This window comes from Streptomyces sp. LHD-70 (genome assembly GCF_031157275.1).
GTDB lineage: Bacteria > Actinomycetota > Actinomycetes > Streptomycetales > Streptomycetaceae > Streptomyces.
The window spans coordinates 109,538-124,247 of the sequence record NZ_JAVIFW010000007.1 but is presented as its reverse complement, the minus strand read 5'-3'; the positions used below and the strand labels follow the sequence as shown (position 1 = coordinate 124,247).

Genomic DNA, 14,710 nt, shown 5'->3' with positions numbered 1-14,710 from the left:
GTTGGTGCGGGGAGGGTGGTGAAGCGAGTGCCGGGGGACGTCGGCGCGGGGGAGGGGGAGTGAGTGCCGGGGGAGGTCGGCGTGTGGGGGAGTTGGGGGGGCGCAGGGGTGGGCCGTTGGGGGACGACGGCCCACCCCCTCGCGGGCTACTTCTTCGGCAGCTCGACGCCGGTGGCCTTCGCCACGTCGGCGAGCATCTTCTCGGCCGCCTGGATGCCGATGCCGGACATCCAGGTCTCGTCCGGAACGTCGAAGACCTTCTTGTCCTTGACGGCCGGCAGGTCCTTCCAGACCGGGTTGGACGTGACGTCCTTCTTCTGGGTCTTCTCCGGGACATCCGCGACGGTGACGAACACCAGGTCGGCGTCGGCCTGGTCGATCTCCTCCGGGCTGACGTCCTTCATCGGGACCTCGGGGTCGGTGGAGCTCTGCGACTTCGGGCGCTCCAGGCCGATGTCCTCAAGGACGACGCCGCTGAACGAGGACTTCTGGTACAGGCGGGTCGGGCCGGCGATGAAGCGGACCACCGAAGCGGTCGGCATCTTGCCGTCTTCCTTCTTGGCGATGGCCTCGCCGAGGGCCTTGGCGCGCTCCTCGTAGCTCTTCATCGCGTCGGCGGCCTGCTTCTCCAGACCCAGGGCCTTGGCGTGAACCTTCAGGTTCTCCTTCCAGGGGCCGCCGGTGGTCTCGGTGAAGACGGTCGGGGCGATCGCCGTGAGCTTGTCGTAGACCTTCTCGTGGCGGACCTTCGAGGACAGGATCACATCAGGCTTCAGGGAAGCGATCTTCTCCAGGTTCGGCTCGAGCAGCGGGCCGACATCGGTGGGGTCGCCGATCTTGCCCTTGAGGTACTGGGGGAAGCCGCCCTCGGTCTTGAAGTGCGGGGAGACCGCGCCGACCGGCTCGATGCCGAGCATCGTGACGTCGTCGAGTTCACCGGTGTCCAGGACCACCACGCGCTTGGGCTGGGCGGGGATCTCGACCTTGCCCATCGCGGTGTTCAGGGTGCGCGGGAAGGCACCCGACTCGGCACCGCCCTTCTTGTCGTCGCCCTCGGACTTGGCGCCGCCACCGCAGGCGGCCAGGGCGGCGGTGCCCATGACGACGGCGAGCAGCGCGGCGATGAGCCGGCCGATGCCGCGCAGAGTGGGTCTGTTGGACATGAGGGTTGTGTTCCTTGCTGTGAGCGGAATGGGGACGTGTGGGGGAGGTTGCGGTCAGACGGACACGGCTGTGCGCCGTACCTCGCGGCCCTTGGGGACGACCAGCGGGGTGCCGGTCTCGGGGTCCGGGATCACCCGGCAGTCGACGTCGAACACGGACTTCACCAGCTCCGTGTCCAGGACGTCGGCCGGGGCGCCGGCCGCGGCGAGCTTGCCGTCCTTGAGGACCACCAGGTGGTCCGCGTATCGGGCGGCCTGACCGAGGTCGTGCAGCACCATCACCACGGTGCGGCCCGCCTCGGAGTGCAGATCGGCGACCAGGTCGAGGACATCGAGCTGGTGCCGCAGATCGAGGAAGGTGGTGGGCTCGTCCAGGAGCAGCAACTCGGTGTCCTGGGCGAGTGCGAGGGCGATCCAGGCGCGCTGCCGCTGACCGCCGGAGAGCTGGTCCACGGGCTGGTCGCGCAGTACGGCCGTACCGGTGCGGGCCAGCGCCTCCTCCACCGCCGCCTGGTCCTTCTCGGACCAGGGGCTGAGCAGCCTCTGGTGCGGGTAGCGGCCGAGCCGTACGAGCGCCTCCACGGTGATCGCGTCGGGCGTCACCGGCTGCTGCGGGAGCAGGCCCATGCGGAGGGCCAGCGCCTTGGCGGACATCCGGTGGATGTCGGAGCCGTCCAGGGTGACCGTGCCTCCGGAGGGGGCGAGCAGCCGGGTCAGACCGCGCAACAGCGTCGACTTGCCGCAGGCGTTGGGGCCGACCACGGCCGTGACGGCGCCGCCGGGCAGCTCCAGATCGAGGCCGCCGACGATCAGCCGGTCGCCGTAGCGCAGGTCAAGGCCGTGCGTGGCGAGCTGGTTGCCCTGGTGTGCGGTGGCCTGCGGCTGAGGGGCGGTCATCGGACACTCCTGTGGACGGAACTGCTCTGACGGATCATCAGCACCAGCAGCCAGGGCGCGCCCAGGGTGGCGGTGACCACCCCGACCGGCAGGCCGCTGATCGGAAGGAGATGCTGCACCGTCAGGTCCGAGGTGAGCAGCAGGACTGCGCCGGCGAGGCCGGTGAGGGCGAGGGTGCCCACGGTGGGCGGCCCGGCGAGGAACCGGACCATGTGGGGAACCGCCAACGCGACGAAGGCGACGGGGCCGGCGAGGGCCGCGGCGAGCGACGCCAGCGCGATGGCCACGACAAGTACCTGGAGGCGAGCGGCGTCGGTGTTCAGGCCCAGCGAACCGGCCGAGTCGTCGCCGAGGTCCAATACGGCGAGCCTGCGGTGCAGCAGGAACGCGAACGCCATGGCGAGGAGTACGGCCGCGCCGGCGCCCCAGACTTCGGTCCAGGTCCGCCCGTACACCGAGCCGGTGGTCCACTGCAGCGCGGACCCGGCGAGCTCGGCCGGGAAGCGTACGACCATGAAGTTCACCGCGGCGGTCAGGCCCGCCTGCACGGCGAGGCCCACGAGGACGAGCCGGGTGGGGTTGACGCCGGAGCGCCAGCCGAACACGCCGAGCAGGACGGCGGCGAGGAGCCCGCCGCCAAGGGCGGCCAGCGGGATGGCCGCCTGCGACGCGCCGGTGGCGAGGACGGCCACCGCCCCGAACGAGGCGCCACCGGTCACACCCATGACATCGGGCGAGGCCAGCGGATTGCGGAAGAGCCGCTGGAGCAGCCCACCGGCCACCGCCAGTCCCGCGCCCGCGACGACCGCCGCGACCGTCCGCGGGGCCCGGAACTGCTGGACCACCAGCACGTCGCCGGGGTCGCCGAGCCCGATCAGGGCCTGCAGCGCGGAGCCCGCGGGCAGCGGCATCTCGCCGACGGCCACGGAGAGGGTGACGAGCCCGAGGAGAGTGCCAAGGGCGGCGATGCTCAGCAGCAGGGTGCGGCGCATGGCGCGGCCGGGCTTGGCCTTCTGGGCCGCAACCGGGCGCAACTCAGTTCGTACGACGTTGTTCACCGGGCCACCTTCCGCGCCAGCACGGCAAGGAGCGGCGCGCCGAGGAAGGCGCTGATGATGCCGACCTGGAGCTCGGACGGCCGGATGACCACGCGTCCGAGAATGTCCGCGGTCAGCAGGAGCAGCGGCCCCACGACGAGGCAGCCGGGGATGAGTATCCGGTGGTCGGAGCCGAACAGCTGCCGTACGAGGTGGGGGGCGGCCAGGCCGATGAAGGCGATCGGCCCGGCGACGGCGACCGCGGAGCCCGCGAGCAGCACGACCGCGAGCCCGCCGATGAGCCGGATCCGGGAGACCGGTACGCCGAGCGCCTGCGCGGAATCGTCGCCGAGCGCCAGGGTGTTGAGCGCCGGGGAGATCGCCAGGGCGATGACAAGGCCGATCACGAGCGTGGGGAGCATCGGGTAGAGCACGTCGAGGGGGCGCTCCGACAGCGACCCCGCCAGCCAGAAGCGGGCCTCTTCGAGGGACCGCTTGCTCGCGAGCATGACCGTCGACGTCCAGGACAGCAGCACGAGTTGCAGCACGGTGCCGCCCAGCGCGAGCCGTACGGGATCGAGGTCACCGGCCCGGCGGGCCAGAGCCTGGGCGAAGAGCGCGGCGCCGGCCGCACCCGCGAAGGCGAACCAGATGTATTCGATCGGTCGGGTCAGGTGCAGGGCGTAGATGGCCACGACCACCGCGAAACCGGCGCCGTTGTTGATGCCCAGCGTTGTCGGCGAGGCCAGCGGATTGCGGGTGATGCCCTGGACGACCGCACCCGCCACGCCGAGGGCGGCGCCGACGGCGAGGCCCACGAGGGTCCGCGGCAGCCGCAGCCCCGTGACCACCAGGGCGTCGCGCCCCTGCGCCTGTCCGGTCAGGGCGTCGAGCACCGTGGACAGGGGCACGGAGCGCGTACCCAGGGCAAGGCTCAGGGCCGCGCAGAGCGCCAGGGCGCAGAGACCCGCGATGAGCAGCGGTATGCGCCGCAGCAACATCGCGCGGGGCTTGGCGCCGGCCACAGGTGATGCCGTGGCGTTGGGTTTGGTCGTGGACACGCCGAGCAACATAGGTAAGGCATGCCTAAATCCGCAAGTCAGGGGCGCGTGAATTGGCGAACTGCCCGTTATATCCCTGAGGCGCGGTGGGGCCGGAGTTGAGTCCGTGCGCCTGCGGTGCGCCCGGTTGCGGCACTTGACGGGGCGGTGACTTGTTCGCGCCGGGGTCCGCATCGGCCGCCGCCGGACGACGCCCCTGGCTGAATGTAACGGCTGCTACATTCACGGCTGTGACAAAGGATCGGACAGACGTACGGTGGCTCGTCCTCGTGATCAAGCTGCCCGCGGCGCCGTCGCGCCACCGCGTCGCGGTCTGGCGGGAGTTGCGCAAGGTCGGGGCGCTCTCGCTGGGGCAGGGAACGTGGGCGGTTCCGGATGTTCCTGCCTTCGCCGACGGGGTGCGCCGTGCGGTCGAACTGACCGAACGGGCCGAGGGGCAGGCCGTCACGCTGCAAGCCGCCGGGCGCTCCGTAGAGGACGCCGACCGCCTCAAGTCGCTGTTCACGGCGGCGCGTTCGGAGGACTGGACGGAATTCCTCTCCGACTGCGGCAAGTTCGAGCAGGAGATCGCCAAGGAGATCCGGATCGGCAAGTTCACTCTGGCCGAGCTGGAGGAAGAGGAGCAGAGCCTGGAGCGCCTGCGCCGCCGGCACCGCGACCTGACGGCTCGTGACGTCTTCGGCGCGCCGCAGGCCGGCGAGGCGGTCGAGCGCCTCAAGCGGTGCGCGGCGGTATGCGAGGACTATGCCGAACGCGTCTTCACGGCCCTCCACCACAGCGAGGGGGACCCGGCATGACGACCGCTCCGGTGCACAACTCCGCGCCCCGGCACGCGATGTGGCCGCTGTACGCGGCCGGGTTCACCACCGCTTTCGGCGCTCACGGCATCGCCGCCAACCTCGGCGGCTTCTCCGAGGACGCCGTCACCTCACTGCTCGTCCTGGGCGGGTTGCTGGCCCTTTACGACGGTGCCGAGGTGCTGCTCAAGCCCGTCTTCGGCACGCTCGCCGACAAGGTCGGCGCCCGGCCCGTACTGCTCGGCGGCCTCATCGCGTTCGCCGCTGCCTCCGCGCTCTACGCGCTCGCGGACAGCCCCGGCTGGCTGTGGGCCGCGCGCCTCGGCCAGGGCGCCGCCGCTTCCGCGTTCTCTCCGTCCGCCTCCGCGCTGGTCGCACGGCTCAACCCGGCCGCCAACCACGGCCGGGCGTACGGCAGTTACGGCTTCTACAAGTCCCTCGGATACACCCTCGGCCCGCTGCTCGGCGGGGTCCTGGTCTGGGCCGGTGGGCTGCGCCTGCTCTTCACGGTGATGGCCGTCCTGGGAGCAGCCGTCGCGGTCTGGGCCGCCCGTGCCGTACCGGCCGTGCCGCCGCTGCCCAAGGCCCGGCAGACCGTGCTCGACCTGGCCCGTCGGCTGGCCGCCCGCACCTTCCTCGTCCCCACCTCCGCCCTCGCCGCCGCGACCGCGGCCCTGTCAGTCGGCGTCGGCTTCCTCCCGGTCTCCGGCGCCGCCGCCGGGCTCGGCACCGTGGCCACCGGCGCCGCCGTCTCCGTACTCGCCGCGACCGCCGCCGTCGTCCAGCCTGCCGCCGGGCGGGCCCTGGACTCCGGCCGCCTGGGCTTGCGTACCGGCCTCAGCGCGGGGCTTCTCACCACGGCCGCAGGGCTGGGGTGCGCCATGCTGCCCGGCCTGCTCGGCATCTTGACCGGCGCGGTCCTCATCGGCAGCGGAACCGGTCTCATCACCCCACTCGGCTTCGCCGCCCTCGCCACCGCCACACCGCGGGAGCGCCTCGGTCAGACCATGGGCTCCGCGGAACTCGGCCGCGAACTCGGCGACGCCGGCGGCCCGCTCCTCGTCGCCGTGGTCGCCACCCTCACCACGCTCGCTTACGGCTTCGCAGCCCTGGCCCTGCTCCTGGCGATCGGGCCCGTGCTCATGCTCATCGGACAGCACCGCCGCGCCTCGGCCTCGCCGCAGTAGCTGCCAGCGGCAGGCCGGGCCGGCCGGGCGAGGACGTCCCGCAGATGAACAACTGTCAGCTTTCCATGGACACTTCACGGAGTCCGGCCTAGCTTCTGCCGCATGCCCCGGACCCGCATGCCACGGCCCCGCAGCTCCTTCGGCAGCTCCTTCGGTAGCTCCTTCCGTAGCTCGTTCGGCAGCTCCTTCCGTCGCGCCCTGGCTCCCACCGGCCTGCTCGCCGCCCTCGTGACGCTCGTCGCCCTCGCGCCCCTCGCCCCGGCCCACGCCGAGGAGATCCCGAAGGCGCCGGGGCACCGGCTCGTCGACGACTACGCGGGTGCGCCCGCCGCCGCCGACCCGCTGCCCGGCGAGGCGCCGCCGCAGCACCCGTATCTCGCGCCCAACGGCCGCAGCGGGATGCACGCGGACGCGGCGGGCAGCGGTACGTACCCGTGGAACGGGCCGCTCGGTCAACGGCCCGTCGCGGACAGCGAGAAGATGGCCGCGCTCGGCGGGGAGTGCGCGACGGTCACGTTCGACTCGGCGGGCCGCATCGTCACCGTCTGCGGCACCTTCAAGGGCTTCCTCGTCAAACTCCTCGACCCCAAGTCCCTGGACACGCTCGCCGAGTACGCCCTGCCGCAGCGCCCGTCGACCGTCGAGGCCATCACCCGGCTCGACTTCTCCCGGATCTTCAAGGACACCTCGGGCGGCGCCTACTCCTACCTCGACGACCAGGACCGGCTCGTCCTCGCCGACTCCCGGCAGCATGTGATTCGCCTGGCGCACCGCCAACAGGCCGACGGTAGCTGGGAGTTCGAGGTCGAGTCGGACTGGGACCTGACCGCGCACGTGCCGCACGACTGCGTGACCTGGACCAACCTCTACCCGAGCGGCCAGTGCGACCCGGTGACGTCCGTGATGCCCGACTGGGAGGGCCGCATCTGGTGGGTCACCCGGCAGGGCCGCATCGGCACGGTCGACCCGGACACCGGCGCGGTGCGCTCGATCCGGCTGGCGGGGGAGGAGATCCAGAACTCCTTCTCCGTCGCCGAGGACGGTGTGTCCATCGTCAGCGACCACGCCCTCTACAGCTTCCGCGCCACCGCCGACGGCACCCCGCGCGAAGTCTGGCGGCAGACGTACGACCGGGGCACCGGCACCAAACCCGGCTCGGTCAACCAGGGTTCGGGCACCACACCCGACCTGTTCGGCGCGCACGGCGAGCGGTATGCGGCCATCACCGACAACGCCGACGACCGCATGAACGTCCTCGTCTACCGCCGCGCCGAAGGCGTCCCCGACGCCGAACGTCTCGTCTGCAAGGTCCCCGTCTTCCGCTCCGGCGCGTCCACCACCGACAACTCCCTGATCAGCTGGGGCAACAGCCTGGTCGTGGAGAACAACTACGGCTACGAGAACGTCACTTCGCTGACCTTCGGCCGCAGTGTCGTCGGCGGGGTCGCCCGGATCGACGTACGCCCCGACGGCAGCGGCTGCGACACCGTGTGGGAGAGCGACGTGCGCTCCCCGTCCACGGTGCCGAAGCTCTCCACCACCGCCGGGCTCCTCTACTTCTACGAGAAGGACCCGAACCGCCTCGGGATCGACGCCTGGTACCTCACCGCCGTCGACTTCCGCACCGGCGAGCGCCGCTGGAAGCAACTCGTCGGAACCGGACCGTCGTACGACAACAACTGGGCGCCCGTCACGCTCGGCCCGGACGGCACCGCGTACGTGGGGGTCTTCAACGGTCTGGCCGCCGTACGGGACGGGGGCGCCGGGAGGTAGCTGCCCCTCGGGGAGACAGGGCCTAGCCTGCGCTCATGGCCATGATGATCCGCGCCGCGAGCCTGCGCGGCTTTGTGCCCCTCGTCGAGGAGCTGGGCGGCGACGCGGACCGGCTGCTCGCCCGCTTCGGGATCGCGCGCGCCGCCCTGGAGTCGGACGAGGGGCTCATCCCCATCACCGCCAACGACCTCGTGCTGGACGCGGCGGCGGACGAGTTGGGCTGCCCCGACCTCGGGCTGCGCCTCGCTGAGGCCCAGGACCTGTCGATCCTGGGTCCGCTGGCGGTGGTGATCGAGGCGTCGTCGACGGTCGCCGAGGCGCTCACCCTCGCGTCGCGGTACATGTTCGTGCACAGTCCGGCCCTGAGCATCGGCGTGGAGGACGACCCCTGGGGGCGGCGCGGCGTCGTGGCCCTCACCTACCGGAAGGACCTGGACGAGTCGGCGTACTCCCCCCAGGCGATGGAGCTGGGGCTCGGGCTGTTCCACCGGATCGCGGTGATGCTGGTCGGCAGTATCGAGGGGCTGCAGTCCGTGGAGATTCCGCACCAGCCTCTCTCGCCGGTCGGCCGCTACCTCGCCTACTTCGGGGCCGACGTGAAGTTCGGCCGGCCCGCCGCCGCCCTCCGGGTGGAACGGCGGCTCCTCGACACGCAGTTCGCCACCGCCGACGACGCGATCCGGCGACTCGCGGTCGACCACCTCGTCGGCAACTACCCCGACCCCGCACGCAAGGTGTCCACCCATGTCCGGCGTGCCCTCGCAGGAAGTCTGGGCACCGGTACGCCGGCGGTCGCCGGAGTGGCGCGCCTGCTGACCGTGCACCCGCGGACGCTCCAGCGGCAGCTCGCGGCCGAAGGGACCTCGTTCGAGGCGGTCCTCGACGAGGTGCGGCGCGACGCGGCCCACCGGTACATCACGACGACCGACCTCCCGATGGGCCAGGTCGCGGCACAGGTCGGATTCGCCGAGCAGTCCACGCTGAGCCACGCCGTGCGGCGCTGGTTCGGGTGCAGCCCGCGTGCACTGCGCCGAACGGCAGGCACCGGCTGAGGGACCGTACCGGCAGAACTTTGTCGTACTGGAACAAGTTCCGGCTGCGGCGCGGCGGCACTCTGAGGGGGCGCGAACGCCCGCACGGAGGAAGGACCCCCATGGCGCATCAGACAGAGCGACCGACACCGGATCTCACAGCACCGGATCTCACAGCACCCGATCTCGCAACACCGGATCTCACCGCGATCGGCGCCCGCCCGGTCCCCGAGTTCGACGGCGTCCACGACGTGTGGCCGCGCGGCGAGCGACTGGTGGCGGTGCGCGAGGCGGCGGCGGCGTACAAGGAGCGGTTCAAGGCGCAGGGCCAGGTCCGCGCCGTGCGGTCGGTGGACATCGCGGCGGCGCCGTACCCGGTCGACTACGCCTTCCACGGCGCGGTGTCGGTGCCGACGCTGCCGCTGATCTCGATGATCAACCGCATGATCGTCGTCCAGTACGACGACTGGAACGGCACCCCGCGCACGCTGGCGTTCGAGCCCACGGTCCCGGACGGCTCCGCGGAGGCGCCGTTCTACCGGAACCTGCGCAGGCTCATGGACAAGGTGCCGGCCGGCCACCTGATCGAGAAGACCGTCCTGCGCTACTACCACGAGCCCGCCGACGTCCTCGCGAAGGTCGGCCTGACCGCCGCGGACATCGACTTCTGCACCTTCGACCACCTGCACGTCCAGGACCCGCGGATGATCCTCGGCTCCACCGAGGTGATCGAGGGCGAGAGCGCGCCGCGCCGGCCGCTGTTCGGCGACGCGAAGCTGCTCGTGCACAGCCGCGAGCTGGACACGCTGCGCTCGCTGCACCCGATGCAGTGGGCCTGGTACGTCGAGGGCGGTCTCGGCGGCGTGGACCCGGAGAAGTTCGTGACGTTCGACGGCGACATCGAACTCGGCCCCGGCATCGCCCTGTTGTGGACACCCGGCCACACCGACGGCAACCACTCCCTGGTGATCAACACGCCGGACGGCGTCTGGGTCTCCTCGGAGAACGGCATCTCCCTGGACAACTGGCAGCCGGAACTGTCGAAGATCCCGGGCGTACGCAAGTACCACCAGCGGTTCGGCCGCGAGATCTGCCCCAACGCGAACACCCTTGAGGACTCCCTCGACCAGTACGACTCGATGGTCAAGGAGAAGACCCTCGCCGACCCCTGCCGGCGCGACCCCCGCTGGCTGCAGATCCTGCCCTCGACGGAGCTGGCCCCGTGGAAGCGGCTCTGGCCGGTGGTGCCCACGTACGTGCACGGCGGCATCGCGTACGGCGAGATCACGAGCGGCCGGCGGTGAGCGGGGCCCCCGCGGGAGCGGTCGTCACCGGAGCGGGCCGCGGGCTCGGGCGGCTGATCGCGGCCCTGCTCGTCGAGCGCGGACACCGCGTGCTCGTCACCGACCTCGACGAGGCCGCCGCCCGTGACACGGCCACCCGGCTCGGCCCCGACGTCCTGTGGGCGGGCGTGGACGTACGCGACGAGGTCCAGGTCGCCGAGGCCCGCGACCGCATCGTGGCGGAGGTCGGACGGCTCGACGTGTGGGTGAACAACGCGGGCGTGCTCATGACCGGGCCCGCCTGGACCCAGCCGTCCGACGTGCACCGGCTGATGCTCGACGTCAACGCGCTCGGCACGATCAACGGCACGGTCGCCGCGATCGAGGCGATGCGCGACACGGGCGGACACATCGTCACCATCGTGTCGCTCGCGGGCCTGACGGCGGTGCCGGGCGAGGCCGTGTACGCGGCTTCCAAGCACGCGGCGATCGGCTTCAGCCTCAGCACACTCGCCGATCTGCGCCTCGCCGGGATCAAGGGGATCACGATCTCCTGCGTCTGCCCGGACGGGATCTGGACGCCGATGCTGCACGACAAGCTCGCCGACCCCGCCTCCGCCCTCTCCTTCTCCGGCACGCTCCTGCAGCCGGAGGAAGTGGCCGCGGCGGTGCGGAAGGTACTCGACCGGCCCCGTCCGGTGACCGCGCTGCCCGTGCGGCGCGGACTCCAAGTACGCCTGGCCGACGCGTTCCCGGCCCTCGGTCTGCGCGCGCTGCCGCTCCTTGTCGCGCGGGGCAGGCGCGTACAGCGGCGGATGCTGGCGCGCGTTCGCCGGCGCGAGTGAGGGGGCGGCCGCGCTGTTCAGGGTGTGCGGGCCGCCGCCACATCCCCGTAGGACGCTCCCGTACGGGACGCTGCGGCGCGTTCGTCGGCGGACGCGAGCCAGAAGTACACCAGTGGCAGGCCGAGTTCGAGGGCCGTCAGCGGGATCTGGAACCAGTGCGGCATGCCGTGCACCGCGACGGACAGGACCCGCCCGATGCCGCCGAGGAGGAACACGGCGGTCAGCGCGCGCACCAGGTTCGCCGGGATCGGGGACCGCCGGGCAACCCAGAGCCAGGTGAGCCCGAACCCGAAGAAGATCGCGTTGTAGAACCGCTCCCGGCTGTCCACCGTGGCCCCCGCCGACTCCGCACCCGGCACGGACGCGACGCCGAGGACCACGTGGTAGATCCCGATGGCCATGCAGTTGTAAGCCATCGCCAGACAGAGCCACTTGAGCCAACGGGCCTTCGTCATGACGGCCTACCTACCTCTCGGCGTGGGCGACACACACGTTGGTGGACACGTGTCCAACAAGCATCAGTGAAGGGTGTTGGTAGACATGTGTCAAGTAAGCTGTGTGCGTGACACCGAACCGGCGCCAGCGCCTCACCCCCGCCGACCGGCGTGCCCAACTCCGCGCCATCGGCGCCGAGTTGTTCGCCGAGCAGCCCTACGACGAGGTCCGGATGGACCAGGTCGCCGCCCGCGCCGGTGTCTCCCGCGCCCTGCTCTACCGCTACTTCCCGAACAAACGGGACCTGTTCACGGCCGTCTACCGGCAGGCCACGGACCGCCTGATCGACACCGTCCGGCTCGACCCCTCGGCCGGCCTGGAACAGCAGCTGAGGGACGGACTCGACGCGCACTTCGACTACTTCACGGCCAACCGGCACGCGGTCCTCGCCGCCAACCGGATCCTCGCGGGCGACGAGACCATCCAGGCGATGATGGCTGACGAGCTGGACGTGATGTGCGAGCGGCTGCTCGACGGCGGCACCCTCGGCGACGCGCCCCGCGAGGCCGTCGGAGCCGTCGTCATGAGCTGGCTGGTCTTCGTCCGGGTCCTCTGCGTCGAATGGCTCGGACAGGAGCAACCCGCGTTCAGTCAGGAGGAGTTGCGGGAGATCTGCGTCGGCTCCCTGCTCGGCTCGCTGCGCCCGCTCATGGACCCTCCGCAGGGCTGACCCACCCATACTCACCCCGTGCTCACCCCCTACTCACCCCCTACTCACCCCCCTACGAACACCCCGATCCCGTTCGGCACCGCCCGCTCCATCCCGCCGCTCGGATGGTTGCGTACGGTCACCGTCGGTGCGCCCGGGTCGCGGGACGCGAGGGTCGAGGAGCCGCCGCCGTCCAGGCTGAACGCGTCCCGTGCACCCAACTCCCGCATCAGCGCGGCCACTTCGGCGATCGTCAACCCCGTACGGAAGTCCGGCGCGCCGTCCAGGGCGAGCAGATACAGCCGGCGCCCGTCGTCCGAGGCCCCCACGGCCGAGCGCACGGCCGACGTCAGCGTGTCGAGCCCCGCCAGCGGCCGCCCGTCCCGCAGCACGGGATAACCGCCCACCGCGAACCGGAACGGACTCCGCGAGCCCTCCGCGACCAGCCGATGCCGTACGTGGACCCGCTCGCCCACCGCCAGCTTCCGCAGCTGCTGCGCACCCGACTCGCGGCCGACCAGGACCGTCTCGTGCGCGCCCACGGGCCCGGCGCCCGGCGTGTCGGCGGCGGCGACGACACGCCCGGCACGGACCGTCACCTCGTACGTGTCCGTACTGCACGGCGCGGCCCGGTCCGTGTCCGTACCGCAGACCGAGCGGAGCCGGGACATCGCGCCCCAGTCGGCGGTGAACGCGCCGACCGAACCGACCGGCAGGGCGTACTGGTTGAGCCCGCCGAGCGGCAGCCTGCCCTGCTCGGTGTGGACCGTGCCGTGCAGGTCGAGGCGGCCGATGCGGGCGCGCCGGTCCAGGCCGACGCCGAACACGTCCGGGGTGTGCGTACCCGGCGGCAGGGCGGGGCCGAAGCGCTGGCCGTCCGGCACGGCCGCCTTCAGCTGCCGCCCGTCCGCCACGGCAGGACCGACGGCGGCGCCGGTCGCCTCGACGCCCGGGTGCTGTGCCTCGCTGATGTTGAAGAAGTCCCCGTTCACCGCGGCCACCGCGCCCGCCGTGTCGGCCATCGCGGAGACCGTGCGGCGGGCCGCGACCGCGCCGGGGTGCAGCAGGCCGAGCCGGACACGCGGGTCGCGCAGGTCCACCGTGACCAGATGCGCGCGGGCCGGGCCGTAGGTGGCCGGAACGGTGAAGGAGCGGTACTCGACGCCGGAGGCGACCCGTACGACCGGGCCGTCGCCTCCTCCTCCGGATGCCGCCGCCCCGGCGGGCGCGGCCCCGGCGAGGCCCGCGCCGACCAGGGCGGCACAGGTGAGGACGGTGACCACGGCTCTGCGCCGCGCCCCGCCGAGAGAGCTTCTGATCCGCTGTGACCGTCCGACCCACGCCGTGCGCAGCACCGCAGACCCCCTGATGCCTCCGGGGCCGCCCCGACACGCCGCGAGCCGCCCGCCCTTGACCGCCATCAAGCCGCAACAGCCCTCAACTGTCCCAGTTGACAGGGGAGTTCACCAGAGTGCGGCACGGGAGGAGAGGCTAGGCGCTCACCGGGCCTGCAAGATCAAAACGACACGGGTCTACGTTCCGACGGCAGGGGAACGGATCAGGAAACGCACCCCTTCGGGCGCTTCGAGGGAGAAGCCGCTGCCCCGCCCCGGCGCCACGTCCACCACGAGCCGGGTGTGGCTCCACAGCTCGCATAAGGCTCTTCGACATCCAGAACCCGATCTATGCGGGTCCGCGACGCCTGGCACCCTCCCCCCAGCCTCCGGCCGGGGGGACCCCCCACTCACCGCACCGGGTGGGGCTCGTCACCATGCGGGCCAGTCCACCCCCCCCCGCAACGTTGCAACGGGTTTGCGCGGGACCGACGCCCGCCCTCAGGCGCGGGCGCGGGCGCGGTGGCGGAGGACCGCGACCGTTCCGGCCCCGGCGAGTGCGACCAGGCCGACGCCGATCGCGATGTCCGTGCCGGTGGTGCCGTCCTGCGCACCGCCGATTCCGCCGCGTACGCCCGGGGCCGGTGAGGGAGAGGCGGACGCGCCGGCGACGGTGATCGAGTAGGTGGACGTGCCGCTGCCGGGGCAGGCGACGTCGACGGTGTGGCTGCCGGGGCGGGCGTTCCGCTTGATGGTGGCGTTGCCGGTGTAGAAGCCGCCGGAGCCGCTGGAGAGCGGGACGCTGCTGGTGAACGCGTCGGACGTGGCGGTCGCGGAGGAGGCCGTGCAGCCGCCGGAGACGGAGACCACGACCGACGCGCCCGGTCGGGCCGGGCTCGGCGTGATCGACAGGGACGGCTCCGGCTCCGCGACGGCCGCCCCCGCCACGCCGACGACGGCGAGGGAGGAGAGGGCGAGGGAGCCGAGCAGATGTGCAGGACGCATGGGGAACCCACTTCCCGGCGCGGGCCGTCGTTCCGGATCCGTCGGCTGCCTGACCGCGCCGCGCTCTCATGGAACGTGGCCGGTGCATGCGTCAGCACCTCGATACGGACCGCCGAACGGGCGGCACCCGTCCGTGCCGCCGACCGAACCCGC

Annotated in this window: 14 protein-coding genes and 1 pseudogene; 7 read left to right on the top strand and 8 right to left on the bottom strand. The window is 72.0% G+C overall.

Translation table 11 applies throughout. From position 1 onward, the window contains the following. Nucleotides 1–146: 146 nt before the first annotated feature. The 4 genes from RCO28_RS15400 to RCO28_RS15385 form a co-directional block, all read right to left on the bottom strand. Complete coding sequence (locus RCO28_RS15400; protein WP_308941680.1) at nt 147–1,163, bottom strand: iron-siderophore ABC transporter substrate-binding protein; 1,017 nt, start codon at nt 1,161–1,163, stop codon at nt 147–149. A gap of 54 nt (nt 1,164–1,217) precedes the next feature. Continuing rightward, on the bottom strand, nt 1,218–2,060 hold the full coding sequence (locus RCO28_RS15395; protein ID WP_308941679.1) for an ABC transporter ATP-binding protein: 843 nt from the start codon (nt 2,058–2,060) through the stop codon (nt 1,218–1,220). Continuing rightward, nucleotides 2,057–3,052, bottom strand: a complete 996-nt coding sequence (locus RCO28_RS15390; protein ID WP_308941935.1) for an iron ABC transporter permease — start codon at nt 3,050–3,052, stop codon at nt 2,057–2,059. The genes RCO28_RS15395 and RCO28_RS15390 overlap by 4 nt, the downstream gene beginning before the upstream one ends. Before the next feature lie 62 nt (nt 3,053–3,114). After that, on the bottom strand, nt 3,115–4,098 hold the full coding sequence (locus RCO28_RS15385) for an iron ABC transporter permease (protein WP_308941934.1): 984 nt from the start codon (nt 4,096–4,098) through the stop codon (nt 3,115–3,117). 290 nt (nt 4,099–4,388) lie between these two features. Between RCO28_RS15385 and RCO28_RS15380 the strand changes: the two genes are divergently transcribed. From RCO28_RS15380 to RCO28_RS15355, 6 genes are all read left to right on the top strand, one after another. Next, entirely contained in the window at nt 4,389–4,955 is a 567-nt protein-coding gene (locus RCO28_RS15380; protein WP_308941678.1) for a Chromate resistance protein ChrB, read from the top strand. Further along, nucleotides 4,952–6,142 carry an MFS transporter gene (locus tag RCO28_RS15375; RefSeq protein ID WP_308941677.1) on the top strand — a complete coding sequence of 397 codons (1,191 nt, stop codon included), beginning with the start codon at nt 4,952–4,954 and terminating at the stop codon, nt 6,140–6,142. Before RCO28_RS15380 ends, RCO28_RS15375 begins: the two co-directional genes overlap by 4 nt. Nucleotides 6,143–6,244: 102 nt before the next feature. Next, nucleotides 6,245–7,915, top strand: a complete 1,671-nt coding sequence (locus RCO28_RS15370) for a hypothetical protein (protein WP_308941676.1) — start codon at nt 6,245–6,247, stop codon at nt 7,913–7,915. 35 nt (nt 7,916–7,950) lie between these two features. Beyond that, on the top strand, nt 7,951–8,967 hold the full coding sequence (locus RCO28_RS15365) for an AraC family transcriptional regulator (RefSeq protein WP_308941675.1): 1,017 nt from the start codon (nt 7,951–7,953) through the stop codon (nt 8,965–8,967). 101 nt (nt 8,968–9,068) lie between these two features. Further along, complete coding sequence (locus RCO28_RS15360) at nt 9,069–10,250, top strand: hypothetical protein (RefSeq protein ID WP_308941674.1); 1,182 nt, start codon at nt 9,069–9,071, stop codon at nt 10,248–10,250. Then, on the top strand, nt 10,247–11,074 hold the full coding sequence (locus tag RCO28_RS15355; protein ID WP_308941673.1) for an SDR family oxidoreductase: 828 nt from the start codon (nt 10,247–10,249) through the stop codon (nt 11,072–11,074). The genes RCO28_RS15360 and RCO28_RS15355 overlap by 4 nt, the downstream gene beginning before the upstream one ends. A 17-nt stretch (nt 11,075–11,091) precedes the next feature. Here the strand turns inward: RCO28_RS15355 and RCO28_RS15350 are convergent, their stop codons facing one another. Further along, entirely contained in the window at nt 11,092–11,529 is a 438-nt protein-coding gene (locus RCO28_RS15350; RefSeq protein WP_308941672.1) for a DUF4345 domain-containing protein, read from the bottom strand. A 107-nt stretch (nt 11,530–11,636) separates the two neighbouring features. On the opposite strand from RCO28_RS15350, the gene RCO28_RS15345 reads away from it, so the two are divergent. Further along, on the top strand, nt 11,637–12,239 hold the full coding sequence (locus tag RCO28_RS15345; protein ID WP_308941671.1) for a TetR/AcrR family transcriptional regulator: 603 nt from the start codon (nt 11,637–11,639) through the stop codon (nt 12,237–12,239). Nucleotides 12,240–12,283: 44 nt separating this feature from the next. Here RCO28_RS15345 and RCO28_RS15340 read toward each other — a convergent pair whose 3' ends face one another. From RCO28_RS15340 to RCO28_RS15330, 3 genes and pseudogenes are all read right to left on the bottom strand, one after another. Further along, a complete protein-coding gene (locus RCO28_RS15340; RefSeq protein WP_374991168.1) occupies nt 12,284–13,573 on the bottom strand; it encodes a phosphodiester glycosidase family protein in 1,290 nt (429 codons plus the stop codon). Nucleotides 13,574–13,750: 177 nt separating this feature from the next. Then, nucleotides 13,751–13,901: pseudogene (locus tag RCO28_RS15335) on the bottom strand (DUF779 domain-containing protein); the annotation flags it as partial. A gap of 152 nt (nt 13,902–14,053) precedes the next feature. Next, the gene (locus RCO28_RS15330; RefSeq protein ID WP_308941670.1) at nt 14,054–14,557 is read right to left on the bottom strand and encodes a hypothetical protein; all 504 of its coding nucleotides are present in this window, start codon (nt 14,555–14,557) and stop codon (nt 14,054–14,056) included. Nucleotides 14,558–14,710: the final 153 nt, after the last annotated feature.

What these genes read in the sequence shown, in the direction of transcription:
- RCO28_RS15350 (WP_308941672.1), bottom strand. Translation starts at nt 11,529, where the DNA reads ATGACGAAGGCCCGTTGGCTCAAGTGGCTCTGTCTGGCGATGGCTTAC.
- RCO28_RS15360 (WP_308941674.1), top strand. Translation starts at nt 9,069, where the DNA reads ATGGCGCATCAGACAGAGCGACCGACACCGGATCTCACAGCACCGGAT.
- RCO28_RS15395 (WP_308941679.1), bottom strand. Translation starts at nt 2,060, where the DNA reads ATGACCGCCCCTCAGCCGCAGGCCACCGCACACCAGGGCAACCAGCTC.
- RCO28_RS15370 (WP_308941676.1), top strand. Translation starts at nt 6,245, where the DNA reads ATGCCCCGGACCCGCATGCCACGGCCCCGCAGCTCCTTCGGCAGCTCC.
- RCO28_RS15330 (WP_308941670.1), bottom strand. Translation starts at nt 14,557, where the DNA reads ATGCGTCCTGCACATCTGCTCGGCTCCCTCGCCCTCTCCTCCCTCGCC.
- RCO28_RS15375 (WP_308941677.1), top strand. Translation starts at nt 4,952, where the DNA reads ATGACGACCGCTCCGGTGCACAACTCCGCGCCCCGGCACGCGATGTGG.
- RCO28_RS15365 (WP_308941675.1), top strand. Translation starts at nt 7,951, where the DNA reads ATGGCCATGATGATCCGCGCCGCGAGCCTGCGCGGCTTTGTGCCCCTC.
- RCO28_RS15400 (WP_308941680.1), bottom strand. Translation starts at nt 1,163, where the DNA reads ATGTCCAACAGACCCACTCTGCGCGGCATCGGCCGGCTCATCGCCGCG.
- RCO28_RS15385 (WP_308941934.1), bottom strand. Translation starts at nt 4,098, where the DNA reads ATGTTGCTGCGGCGCATACCGCTGCTCATCGCGGGTCTCTGCGCCCTG.
- RCO28_RS15390 (WP_308941935.1), bottom strand. Translation starts at nt 3,052, where the DNA reads ATGCGCCGCACCCTGCTGCTGAGCATCGCCGCCCTTGGCACTCTCCTC.